Source organism: Gemmatimonadota bacterium (genome assembly GCA_026705765.1).
Lineage (GTDB): Bacteria > Latescibacterota > UBA2968 > UBA2968 > UBA2968 > VXRD01.
In genome coordinates this window covers 1-12,828 of record JAPPAB010000174.1, presented here as the reverse complement: position 1 = coordinate 12,828, position 12,828 = coordinate 1, and the positions used below count along the sequence as shown (strand labels likewise).

Below are 12,828 nucleotides of genomic sequence, written 5' to 3'. Positions count from 1 at the left end.
GAATCAACATGTCAAATTTTTATCGGTTACTATTGCTCGTTGTTTTCGCGATCTATTCAACACCGGTCCTCGCACAAACAAATACCATTCGCGGACAAGTTTTAGATCAAAAAAATAAGCCACTTCCCGGTGCGAGCATTGTGCTCAAAAACACGCGCCTGGGTGCTGTGGCAGATAACCAGGGGTATTTTGTGATTCCCAATGTGCCGCACGGAGACCATGTCCTGATCGCGAGTTATCTCGGTTATAAAACCATTGAACAAACCATATCTGTCACCCCAAAACAAGTCCCCAAAATCGCAATCACCCTCATTGAAGACACGCCATACATCCTCAATGAAATCACAGTTGTCGAAGAAGGGTATGCCTCAGACCGCACCACTGCAACGCGCACCAACACCGCTTTGCGCGACTTGCCCCAGTCCGTCCAAATCATCAATGGCGATCTCGTCGAAGACCAGGGGCTGACCTATCTCACCGACGTGCTGCAAAACGTTAGTGGTGTCAATCCCTTCAGCGAATACCTCGACTTTAACATGCGCGGCTTTCGCACCACAGGAGACGGCGCAGTCAAGCAAAACGGTCTCAATCAGGTACACGGCTTCTTCAACCGAATGCGCTTAGACGACGTAGAACGCGTCGAAGTGGTCAAAGGTCCTGCTGGCGCGCTCTATGGGCAATCGCGACCCGGTGGATTTATTAACGTCATTACCAAACAACCAAGTGCGCGACAAAAAAACGAACTCAAGCTTACGCTCGGATCCTATTCAAAATCTCAGGCAAACTTTTCTTCAACAGGACCCGTACCCGTAACCCCTGGTTTTGGTAAACTGCTCTACAAAGTCAACGTCAACCATGCCAATGATGATGGATACCGCCAACACGAACAATTCATTTACTCGTCCTTCAACGGCGGTTTCATATGGCTGCCTACAGACCGCACATCTATTTCAATAAACGGCGAATGGTTTGACGAACTCAATAAAGGCCATCGCAATAGAGGCGTCCCCTTTTTCAACCACGAACTCGTCGAGCTTCCCCTCGATTATACAGTCAACGAACCCGACGATTTTATCAGCATCGAAGCCTATGTCTATCGCCTCCGCGCAGACCACCGCTTTTCAGACCACCTCAAATTTGACGTTTCGGCCAGTTACCTGACCAACCAACGGCGGCAAGAATATCACGAACCCCGCGGCCTGCTCGCCGACGGCGAAACCATGCTGCGAGAATTCCGAGATCAGTATCGCGAAAAACAGCAGCGAGCCGTCAACGCAAACCTGATCTACGATATCAACGCCGCATCAATCAACCACACGGTACTCTCGGGCGTGGAATACACCCTCACAGAAGGTCTTTACCGCTTTGCAACCGCTCGAGACGCCAGCCGGGGCGGGCCGGTGCCCAATATCAATATCTTTAATCCCGTTTTCGCGCAAGCAAACAACCCACTCAAATATTCCTATTACGGGGTAGATATTCCGCGGGGCATTTCCCAATTGACCACGCGCCTCAACAACCGCATCTCGGCCTTCGGTTTTTATCTTCAAGACCAGATCGCCCTCGGTAATAAGCTCAACGTGCTGATAGGTGCCCGCTACGACTCATTCGAAGACAAAGCCGAAGAAGGATCGAACAACCGGGCCAGCGACTCTCAGTGGTCTTTGCGCGGCGGTGCTGTGTTCAAGCTCATCCCGTCAATCTCGACCTATCTGAGTTATAGCCAGGGATTTGAACCCGTCCGTTCCAGCTACACATTTGACCCCGACCGATATGGCGGCCCCTTTGATCCTGAAAATAGCTGGACAATAGAAGGCGGCGCGAAATCGTCATTCTTAGACAACCGTTTTAATACCACCCTCGCGCTTTATCACATCACCAAGGAAAATGTCATTCTCAGAGATCCAAACCCGCCCGAAGACATGCCAGATCGCAGAGTTCAGGTCGGCGAAATTCAAAGCCAGGGTTTCGAACTCGACATGGCCGGTATTATCACCGACCGCTGGAGTGTACACGGCAGTTTTGCGCGCAGCCTCAAAGCCGAAATTACCAAAGACACCAACCCGGACAATGTCGGAAAAAAGAACCCAAATAACCCAAAAAACACCATCGGATTCTGGTCTCGCTATGATATGCCACTTTCTCCAGCTTCTCAAATCGGTTTCGCCCTGGGCGGCAGTTATCTCAGCGAGCGCACGACGTTCCAAACAGACGACAACCTGCCTTCTTACTTTGTCGTCAACGGTGGCATATTCATCCGCTACGACCGATTCAAAATCGCCGTCAATTTGCACAACCTCACAGGCAAAGAATATTTCCCAGGCGGTTATGGCGGTCGCATCGGTGGGTTTAGAGGCACGCCCAGAAGCTTTGACACGACCGTCCGCTATCAATTCTGATTAAAGAAGGCCTGAACAACACGGCATCTAACGGGATAGAACGGCAAAATGAATTGGCGCAAGATACTTTTTCGCCTGCACGGCTGGTTGGGGCTAAACACTGGCTTGCTGCTTTTTGTGGTCTGCTTTTCCGGATCATTTGCCACTCTATCCCATGAAATAGATTGGTTGTTCAATCCCGCAATGCGCGTCGAAACCCGCAACGCGCCTTATGATTGGAGTGCAATGTACAAAACATTGGGCGATGAGTTTCCCGACGGAATCGCGTCGGGCATTTATGCACCCGAAGGCAATGGTTTTTCTGCCCTGGCGTATGTATCCCTAAACGGACAAACGCGAAAAGTCTATCTCGATCCATATACCGGCGTGCTGAAAGGCCATACCAGTTTTTTTAATGTGCAGCGTTTTTTTCGCACTTTTCACCGGCGTTTTTTCGACGGCACGCGAGGCATCGTCCTCGTCACGCTCACCGCATTTACATTGCTCGTATCAAGTCTATCTGGATTCTTTTTTTACAAAGGCTGGCTCAAACAATTGTTCTCACTACGCGCGGATAGAGGACCGCGCAGGCTCTGGTCAGACCTGCACAAAACCACGGGAATATGGGTGCTCATATTCGTCTTCCTGAGTGCGGCTACAGGCGTGTTCTACTTTGTTGAAGTGTGTTTTCAAGCCGCAGACAACTACAAAGCACTGCTGCCACCGCCTCTTCCTCAGGTCGATAAAACATCACTCGACAATTACGGTCCACAGCCCGCGTTGCACGCGCCCAACGAATACGCAAAACGCGCCCTGGCGGCGTTTCCCGGCCTGACAATCCGATCTCTGCGCCTGCCAACTCGTATTGGCGCACCGGTCTATTTGGACGGACAAGCGGGCAATCCACTCGTCAGAGACCGAGCCAACAAAATACTGTTGCATCCATTTAGCGGCGAAGTTATTGCCATACAACACAGCGCAGACCTCGCAGCCATACCTTTCATTACAGATCTGGTAGATCCCCTTCACTTTGGCTATTTCGGCGGTCTCGCAACCAAAATCATCTGGTGCATTTTTGGATTGGTGCTGTCGTTTTCAATTTTAGCAGGTACGTACCTATGGGTAGTGCGCAAGAAATCTATTCCCTCGCAAGCATTTCCGTGGTTGCGCGGTGCAACCGTGTCCTTCATTCTCACACTGGCATATTTTATTGTTGCAGTGTTCTCCACAATTGAAGGCATTTACAATTACGGCGCACAAACCGCCCCACCATTTGTCATCACCGAGCAACCCGTTGGCCCCTATCAAATAAGAATGACCTGTGCAGTTCCTTGCAATCCATCAGAAGGCATGCGACTCACCGCAAAGTTTTTGGGCAAAGGTTTTCCAAATTACAAAGGAGTTTCTATAGGCGAATTGGAGGGCGAATCCGTCAATTTGAAAGGAATGGCATCTGCACCAACGGTCACCCTCACCACTAAACCCAATACCCCGCTTCAATTGCAAATCGCAATGTGGGACAATACCACTTACAAAACCGTATTTGAGGGACCGGGCGCAATACCCGGCCCACCTGTTGCATCTTCTCTGCCCGATACACCAACGGGCGTCTGGGCTACTATCGCAATTTTCGCGGCCCTCACTTTCGGGGCCATCATCGGTTGGTTCTATTTGTTGTGGCGCAGTGCAATGTGGCCTTCGTCCAGAGTCAAAGAGGAGCCTGTGACTTGACAACCAAAACGCTCATTCTATGGAGCAGTGGGGCATCCGTATTGCTGTGCATCCCCTCTGGCGTTTTCATCTGGACACTCTTGATGGCATTCATTCTGGCGCACAACCTGGGCAGCGAGTGCAAAAAAAGATCGCCCACCCCATCCAACCATAACCAACTCACAAACTATTTGGAGGAACACGCAATGGACAATTCACAAATCCTGGCGAACAACACCGAAGGCACACACCCAATCTGTGTTTATCGCTACAAAGAGGACCACATTTGCCTCTTTTACGGCTATGTCAATATCTGCATGTGCATGAATTGCTTTGCAAAATTGTGCCAATCAATATTTGCAATACACAGTCAGGTCGAACAGGGAACGATTGAGGCATCGCATATTACGGTCAATTATGGATCGACAACACTGGTGCTTCCCACAGATGAATTTTGCCTTATGAGCGACAGTCTCGCCAGCGCCCAAGAACGCCTGGAATTTATCGAAGACTGCGAGGTCGCAGGCATTTTGCCCAAACAAAAAGAATGCGACGACTTCCCAAAAGAATGCGATGATCTCTCAGATACAATACTACCACCCTTGCCTCAAATACATTATAACCCGCAACATATTCATCTCAACTAAACCAATACTGTTTCCAGCAGCAATATCTGGAAAAGAGGCCCTTATGAGATACGTACTGGATGGAATGAAATGGATTGGATTGCTCCTCTTCCTGATCTGGCAATGCAATGCCGTTGCGGCAAAAGATGAAACAGGTCGGATTCAAGGCGTGGTGCAAACATCTGAAAGAACGCCGCTACCCAATGTGAATATCACCATTGCAAATACATCATTGGGAACTGCGAGCTCATCGACAGGGCGGTTTTCTTTCAACAATGTGCAGGCTGGTGATTACGTCCTAATAGCGCGTCTGGTAGGATATCATCCCATACAAAAAGAAATAAAAATCTCGACAAACACCACCGCGCGAATGACCATCGTGTTGACACCCGAAACCATTGCATTGCCACCGATTGTTGTCACAGGCACCAAATCGTCTCGCAAAGTCGAAAATGCGCCCATCCAAACCCAGGTCATTACCAAACGAGAAATCGATGCATCTGGCGTAATAAATCTGGGAGCTTTACTGGCCGAACAAACCGGGCTGTCCGTCATATCCGATCACGGCATGGGCGTTCAGATGCAGGGATTTGACCCCGATTATACGCTTATTCTCCTGGATGGCGAACCCATCATCGGACGCACAGCGGGAACGCTCGACCTGGATCGCTTTTTGGTGAACAATCTCGAGCAAGTAGAAATCGTCAAAGGACCTACATCGTCGCTCTATGGCAGTGAGGCACTCGCCGGGGTGATTAACCTCATCACGCGAATGCCTGAAAAACCATTCTCCATATCTGTGCGTCCGCGCTATGGGAGCTTCGGTTCTTTGAATATCACCGGCGAATTAGAAACCCACCAACGCGAGATTGGAACCTCATTCTTTATCGACAGAAGCCAAAGTGACGGATATGACCACACCCCCGAAACGATTTCTCCAACCACGCCAGAATATGTCACCTACACGTTAAATCCCAAAATCGTTTACCACCCCAATCAACGAACCACGCTATCGCTTGCGGCGCGGGTATTTGTAGAAGACCAGTACAGCCTGGATGAGATCTACGCAAACGGTGCGATAGAGGCCATCCACAGTGATGCGCGACTGACGGATTGGAATATCAATCCCAAAATCGTCTTTCAATGGACACCCGGTCTCCAAATAACGGGAAAATTTTACACCACCAGATACCACACCAAAAGCGAACTCACCTATCGCAACAGCGGCGAGACCTACTCTGCCTCAACTTTTGCCCAAACCTATCACAAAGCCGAAGTACAGGCCCAAAAGCTCATAGGAAAAACAAATCTGATCACAGTGGGCGCAGGAGGCATTTGGGAATCGGTCAAAGCAGACCGCATCACAGGTGGGCGACAAACCTCGCAAAACACCTTTGCTTTTTTGCAAGAAGAATGGTTGCCCACCACCTATCTCAACATCGTCCTCAGCGGACGCATTGATGCACACAGCGATTACGCAACCCGTCTGAGTCCCAAAGCAGCACTCCTCATCAAACCGATACCCTCTCTGCGTCTCCGCGCCTCCATCGGCAGTGGTTTCAAAGCACCCACCTTTCAGCAATTGTATCTGGATTTTACAAATCCCTCCGTGGGTTATTCCGTGTTGGGATCAACATTCATGCGCGAAGGCCTGGCATTACTACAGCGCGAAGGCCGTATTGCCGCCATCTTGCAAGATGTTGAATCCCTGGAACAGATTCGCGCCGAAAGTGCGGTTTCATATAACGGAGGCATTGAAATCGCCCCGCGCCCCAGTATATCCGCCAAAATCAATTTCTTCCGCAATAACGTACAGGACCTCATCGAAGCCTCGCCCATCGCGCGCAAAATGAGCGGCCAGAGTGTCTATACCTATTTCAACCTCAATCGCGTCTTTACAAAAGGCATAGAAAGCGACCTCACACTAAACCCATTCCCAGGCGTGACCTTATCTGCGGGCTATCAGTATTTGGAAACCGGAGACGAAGAAGTCCTAGACAAAATCGAAGCCGATCAAATTGTAAAAATTGACACAGAAACCAACAAGCTGCGCCACGTTGAAATATCCGAATACGGCGGTTTGTACAACCGCTCAAAACACATGGCCACTATGCGATTCTTTTTTCACAATGAGAAACTCGGATTTAGCGGGAGTTTGCGCGGTATTTATCGGGGGCGGTACGGTTATCGCGACCGCAACTTAAATACCATCTTAGACGCACCAGAAGAATATGCACCCGGTTATGACCTCTGGCACATCTCCATATCCCAACACATCCGCAAAGTAGCGACAGTTCAATTGGGCATCGACAACATATTCGATGAAAAACGACTGGACTACACCCCTTCACTACCCGGGCGAACACTCTATGCGGGATTGACAAAGAGCTTCTAATCACTTCAAATTTTCAGGGAGGATACCGTCGTGAAAACTCTAAACCTGTTATTCTTTTGTATTCTTGTTTTAGCAACAGCGCCAGCCCTGGCACAAACACCGTCCAATGCCGATTTTGACGGCAGTGGCAAAGTCGATTTTCCCGACTTTCTCCAGTTTGCCCAGGCTTTTGGCACAACAGAGGCCTTATACGACCTCGACAACAGTGGAATGGTTGATTTTGCAGACTTCTTACTCTTCGTCCAGGTATTCGGCAGTGAAGCCGCGCCAGCCCCTGCGCCAATCACAACACTAACAGAAGTGAACGCACGCGATATTCCCGCCGATCCGGATCGCAAGGACGCCTTCACGTATTACAGCCTTCGAGACAGCGCCATTGTATCGCCGGCAGATTCCAACTCCACAAAATGGGACCTCGCGTTTAAATCCACGACCGTCTTAACCAACAGCGGTATCAGTGGTCCCGGTCAAGGTGGTGCAATCATTTTCACAGCAACAGATTACGATACCCTATCAACAGCCCCCGAATCGGGATACGTACAGGATCAGGCCGGTCTTCCCGCTATCGGCAGAGCATGGTACACATATACCGGGCCTGAGGGTTTTCCACCCCATGCTATCCTGATGAACCCGGGGGTCGTACTGGTTATCCGCACCGCAGATGGACGCTATGCCAAGCTCAAATTTACGAGCTATTACAAAGGCGGTGACGCAGTACCATCTACCGGTGCACAATCGCGTTTTTACAATTTCACTTACACGTTTCAACCCGACGGGACGCGCTCGCTTCGGTAATTGAAACACGAGACAGGAGGTCTGTTATGATAGCTGTTGCCAATCGCATCTTTGTAAATCCAGAATACGCCGAGCAATTTGAAGAGCGTTTTCGCAATCGAGCACACCTGGTGGATGGCATGCCGGGTTTTATCTCCAACAAAGTATTACGCCCGAAAAAAAAGGATCATCCCTATATCGTGCTCACCTTTTGGGAATCGCACGAACATTTCAAAAACTGGGTCAATTCCGAAGCATTTCAAAAAGGCCACGCCAGATCGGGATCGTTGCCCAAAGAGGCGTTTACAGGTTCAAACCAATTGGAGATTCACGAGGTTTTTCTGGGCTCTGAACGTAAGGAGACGGTCTAATGCGTCGCGTAATCATTCTTCTAATCCTGTGTTGCGGATTATTCGCACAAGCCCATGCCGATGAACACGCACAGCGCGTCGTATCGGTAGGTGGCGACATCACAGAGATTGTGTACGCACTCGCCGCCGATTCACTCCTGGTAGGTGTAGATACATCCAGCCAATATCCCGAAGCCGCGACATCCCTGCCCAAAGTGGGATACCAGCGCCGGCTCTCAGCCGAAGGCGTATTGTCTCTAAACCCAACCCTGGTATTGGCCAGTGCAGATGCGGGGCCACCCGCGGCTCTGGAACAAATTCGCCAGGCCGACGTACGGGTAGTGGTACTGCCCGACTCACATACCGTAGATGTAGCTTTAAAAAAGATCCGTGTGATTGCCAGCGCAATAAAAAAGACGGAAAAAGGGGAGGCTCTCGCACAAAAATTATCTGACGATATGCAGCAAACGCGCCAATTGCTCGCAAAAGTCTCTCGTCATCCCCGCGTATTATTTATCTATGCACGGGGGCAGGGCACAATGTTAGTATCGGGAAAAAATACATCTGCCGATGCCGTGATCAATTTGGCAGGCGGCGTGAATGCCGTGACCGAATACGACGGATATAAACCTTTAACGTCTGAGGCAGTAGTCGCTGCGGCACCCGATGTCATTTTGATGCTCGAAAGCGGACTGGAAAGCCTGGGTGATATAGATGATCTGCTCAAAGTACCCGGCGTAGCATTGACACCGGCGGGGCAGAAACGGCGCATTGTGACGATGAATGGCATTTATCTGTTGGGATTCGGTCCCCGATTGGCCGATGCAGTGCGCGACCTGTCTCATCTATTACACCCACAATTGAAAGATGGGTCATGAGCGCGGCACCAACAGTTTTACAACGGGATGGTATTCGCATTTCGCGCTTACAAATAAAACGAACCTCTCTGATATTGCTGGCACTGTGCGCCTTGCTATGCGTACTGGTGGTGGCCTCGGTGGGCATTGGCGCAGTATCTGTTACACCCGCACAGGTTTTGTCGATTTTTGCAAAACGAATGGGATTTTCTGTTGAGCAAACATTTCAATCGCACCAGGAAGCTGTTGTCGTCGCCATTCGGCTACCGAGAGTCCTGTTGAACGTGCTCGTCGGAGCCGGATTGGCTGTATCTGGCGCTGCCATGCAGGGGCTTTTCCGCAACCCATTGGCCGACCCCGGTTTGATTGGCGTGTCAAGTGGCGCCGCATTAGCTGCGGTATCGGTGATTGTCCTGGGTGCGACTGTATTGAAGGGCCTGTCGGAGATTTTGGGCATCTTTACACTGCCCATTGCCGCATTTATCGGAGGGGTCGCTGCAACACTACTGGTCTATCAATTGTCCGCGACAAGTGGACGCGTAGCTGTTGCAACAATGCTGTTGGCCGGCATTGCCATCAATGCGTTGAGCGGTGCATTAACGGGTTTATTGACATTTGTGGCAACAGATGCCCAGTTGCGCAATATCACATTCTGGAGCATGGGCAACATGGGTGGCGCGACCTGGACCTCGGTGAGCGTAGTAACGCCTTTTATTATTATATCAGTCTGTTTGCTCGGTCTCTATGGACGCGCGCTCAACATCTTTTTATTGGGCGAAGCCGAAGCCAGACATCTGGGCGTATCTGTCGAACGCATGAAGCGCGAAGTGGTGACACTGGCCGCGCTCGCTGTGGGTGCATCGGTTTCTGTGGTGGGCATAATCGGATTTGTCGGCCTGGTGGTGCCGCACCTTCTGCGGTTGTCAATTGGGCCAGATCATCGCTACTTAATCCCGGGGGCAGCACTCCTGGGGGCTTCTCTATTGATGGCCGCTGATCTGGTAGCACGCACGCTTGTCGCACCTGCCGAATTGCCCATAGGCATTGTAACAGCAGTCATCGGCGTACCCTTTTTCCTGTTTTTATTACTACAAAATCGCAACCGACAGGTGTTTTGATGTTTGAAGCGCGCCAGGTTTCTGTTCTGATTGATGGGCACCATCTGCTCAAACGCGTTTCGATCCAGATCGCACCGGGCAAAGTTGTAGCCGTGCTCGGGCCAAATGGCGCGGGCAAATCCACATTGGTAAAAGTGATGTGTGGTGAGTGGGTCCCCTCTGAGGGAACGGTCAGGATAGATGGGTGTCCGATTGCCGATTTAACACCTGTTGAATGTGCGAAACAGCGCGCGATTTTACCACAACAGTCTTTTTTGACTTTCCCCTTCCGCGTTTTAGACGTGGTGCTCATGGGGCGCTTCCCACACGTAAAAGGCATAGAAAGCGCGCGGGATTATGAGATTGCACAGGAGGCTTTGAAATGGGTAGGCGTGGCGCACCTGGAACAGCGCGTTTATCCAACACTATCGGGAGGAGAGCAACAGCGGGTGCAATTTGCGCGCGTACTGGCCCAAATCTGGGACAAACATCTCACCGCAGGGCGATACCTGCTGCTGGACGAACCAACGACAAGCCTGGATTTATCGCATCAACATCAGGTATTGCAACTGGCACGGAAATGGGCCAGCAATGAAACAGGTGTGCTCTGCGTGTTGCACGACCTCAACCTGGCTTCCCAATATGCCGACGAGGTACATGTATTGAAAAATGGCGAACAAGTGGCCAGTGGTGCTCCCGATCAGGTATTGACGCCAGAAGTGATTTCAGATGCATTTGATATTCGCGTACAGCAAATTATCCATCCCGTCAAAAAATTTCCTCTCATTGTACCCACATAAAAAAGCACCCTCAGTGTATATCTCTGAGAGTGCTTCTGTATTCAGTCTGCCTGCAGACACGATCGCTTATCTATCCCCCCATATCCCGATCCAGTAAAAACAGACCATAAGCGTCATCGCCTACCAGCTTCAACTTTTGCACAATACTGCTGATTTGCGCCTCCTCTTCTACCTGTTTCTCGATAAACCACTTCAAGAAAATCTCCGTTGCATGGTCGCGCTCGTTCAGTGAGAGATCAACCAGATCATTGATCATCCCACTGGATTTCTGCTCTTGCTGATGCGCATCTTCAAAAACCTCCAGAGGGGATGCCCACTCAGAAGGTGGTTCGGCGATCTGCTTGAGCAGAACCCGACAGTTCCGCGCATTAATATAATCCACAATCTTGAGCGCGTGCTGCCGTTCTTCTTTGTATTGCTCGCGCATATAATGGGCAAACCCGTGCAGATTTACCTCGTGAAAATACGTCTCCATGGCGAGATAGTGAAATGCCGAATGGAACTCAAAATTGAGTTGCTCGTTCAAAGCCATGAGGACCTTTTCGGGAATCATAAGAAAAAACAAACCTCCTGTTGGGTGACTTATGGGCCACACTGGGGTAATCAAATGCTCCACATCCAAAAGTTACTAAAGGTTTACGCAATTTTGCAAAAAGAATCAATAGAAAAATTCACTACACCATTGGGAATTTCTTATATAACTAAAGTATAATCAATCAGTTATTTTAACAGGTTGACAAAACCCATATTTTTCTTATACTTATCCCCCCCTTTTGGATACTGTTTTTCTCCCCCTATCGCAACAGGAGGACACCATGATCAACACAAACATAAACGCCGCGCTCAATGAGCAACTCAATATGGAATATTACTCGGCTTATAGTTATCTGGCGATGTCCGCGTATTTTCTCACGCAAAATCTCAACGGCTTTGCCCATTGGATGCGCGTTCAAGCCCAGGAAGAACTCACCCATGGCATGAAAATATACGACTTCCTTGACGACCGCGAGGCCGATATACGCTTTAGCGCCATTGATACCCCCAAACAGTGTTGGGACAGCCCTCTGGAAGTATTTGAAGACAGCCTTGCCCAGGAACAAAGAGTCTCTCAAAGCATCTACAACATCGCCGATCTCGCCCTGTCCGAACGCGACCACGCCACCCATACCTTTCTCCAGTGGTTTATTGCTGAACAGGTCGAAGAAGAAGCCATTGTCAGGGAATTGATCGACACGATCAAGCTGGTCGGCATAGAGGGCAACGGCTTGTTCTTGCTCGACCGCGACCTCGCCCAGCGACAACTCAACGGCACAGACACTGCCGAGGGCCAATAGCAAGCCTGTAACTCGTTAAACAAGAGTTATTTATTGACAAATGAAACTCTATTTATTATTTTCTCTCAATATGCCAATAAGTATTTCATCTAAAAATATGGCTTTGCGTTGCAAAATATCAGGAGAATAGCATAGAAAAAGAGTTGCATTACAGAATTGAATCTGCTATCTTGTCTGCCCAAGTATTATTTTTCCCCTCAATACTTGCCCCGCACTATGATTTGGTCGAGCACACCGCTCCCCTGCGGCCCGTGATCGTTTCCCCATCCAGATCAACTCCCCAAAGCAACACTCCCCTTATCTAAGTTGTCATATAAGCGGGCCATTGGTATCCCCATGATCGATGCGCCATATATTCTGGCAACAACCGATTCTCTCCCATACAGGAGTCGGAAGGTGTCACAGTACTTATTGTGAACCTTTGACGAGTTGAAACACAAGACACTCGATCATGCGCGGCCCGCCGGCCGGTCATCTACTCCGGCGGGGGGATCCTCAAGTCACGCG

At 49.9% G+C, this 12,828-nt stretch carries 11 protein-coding genes; 10 read left to right on the top strand and 1 reads right to left on the bottom strand.

Features of this window, described 5'->3' with window-relative positions; translation table 11 throughout:
• Window positions 1-8 precede the first annotated feature (8 nt).
• The 9 genes from OXH16_21985 to OXH16_21945 are packed head-to-tail and all read left to right on the top strand — an operon-like array spanning window position 9 to window position 10,987.
• Window positions 9-2,399 carry a TonB-dependent receptor gene (locus OXH16_21985; GenBank protein ID MCY3684077.1) on the top strand — a complete coding sequence of 797 codons (2,391 nt, stop codon included), beginning with the start codon at window positions 9-11 and terminating at the stop codon, window positions 2,397-2,399.
• A 48-nt stretch (window positions 2,400-2,447) separates the two neighbouring features.
• A complete protein-coding gene (locus OXH16_21980) occupies window positions 2,448-4,109 on the top strand; it encodes a PepSY-associated TM helix domain-containing protein (GenBank protein ID MCY3684076.1) in 1,662 nt (553 codons plus the stop codon).
• Window positions 4,106-4,735, top strand: coding sequence for a hypothetical protein (locus tag OXH16_21975; GenBank protein MCY3684075.1), 630 nt, complete (start codon window positions 4,106-4,108; stop codon window positions 4,733-4,735). Before OXH16_21980 ends, OXH16_21975 begins: the two co-directional genes overlap by 4 nt.
• 43 nt (window positions 4,736-4,778) lie before the next feature.
• Entirely contained in the window at window positions 4,779-7,109 is a 2,331-nt protein-coding gene (locus tag OXH16_21970) for a TonB-dependent receptor (GenBank protein MCY3684074.1), read from the top strand.
• A gap of 30 nt (window positions 7,110-7,139) precedes the next feature.
• Complete coding sequence (locus tag OXH16_21965; GenBank protein ID MCY3684073.1) at window positions 7,140-7,904, top strand: hypothetical protein; 765 nt, start codon at window positions 7,140-7,142, stop codon at window positions 7,902-7,904.
• A gap of 26 nt (window positions 7,905-7,930) precedes the next feature.
• Window positions 7,931-8,254 (top strand): antibiotic biosynthesis monooxygenase, encoded by a 324-nt coding sequence (locus OXH16_21960; protein MCY3684072.1) that lies wholly within the window; start codon window positions 7,931-7,933, stop codon window positions 8,252-8,254.
• Window positions 8,254-9,111 carry a hemin ABC transporter substrate-binding protein gene (locus tag OXH16_21955; protein ID MCY3684071.1) on the top strand — a complete coding sequence of 286 codons (858 nt, stop codon included), beginning with the start codon at window positions 8,254-8,256 and terminating at the stop codon, window positions 9,109-9,111. The genes OXH16_21960 and OXH16_21955 overlap by 1 nt, the downstream gene beginning before the upstream one ends.
• The gene (locus OXH16_21950) at window positions 9,108-10,208 is read left to right on the top strand and encodes an iron ABC transporter permease (protein MCY3684070.1); all 1,101 of its coding nucleotides are present in this window, start codon (window positions 9,108-9,110) and stop codon (window positions 10,206-10,208) included. Before OXH16_21955 ends, OXH16_21950 begins: the two co-directional genes overlap by 4 nt.
• Window positions 10,208-10,987, top strand: a complete 780-nt coding sequence (locus OXH16_21945; GenBank protein ID MCY3684069.1) for a heme ABC transporter ATP-binding protein — start codon at window positions 10,208-10,210, stop codon at window positions 10,985-10,987. Before OXH16_21950 ends, OXH16_21945 begins: the two co-directional genes overlap by 1 nt.
• A gap of 70 nt (window positions 10,988-11,057) precedes the next feature.
• Here OXH16_21945 and OXH16_21940 read toward each other — a convergent pair whose 3' ends face one another.
• The gene (locus OXH16_21940) at window positions 11,058-11,540 is read right to left on the bottom strand and encodes a ferritin (GenBank protein ID MCY3684068.1); all 483 of its coding nucleotides are present in this window, start codon (window positions 11,538-11,540) and stop codon (window positions 11,058-11,060) included.
• Between the two features lie 262 nt (window positions 11,541-11,802).
• Between OXH16_21940 and OXH16_21935 the strand changes: the two genes are divergently transcribed.
• Window positions 11,803-12,321: a ferritin gene (locus tag OXH16_21935; protein ID MCY3684067.1), complete on the top strand. Its 519-nt coding sequence runs from the start codon at window positions 11,803-11,805 to the stop codon at window positions 12,319-12,321.
• The last annotated feature ends 507 nt before the right edge of the window (window positions 12,322-12,828 follow it).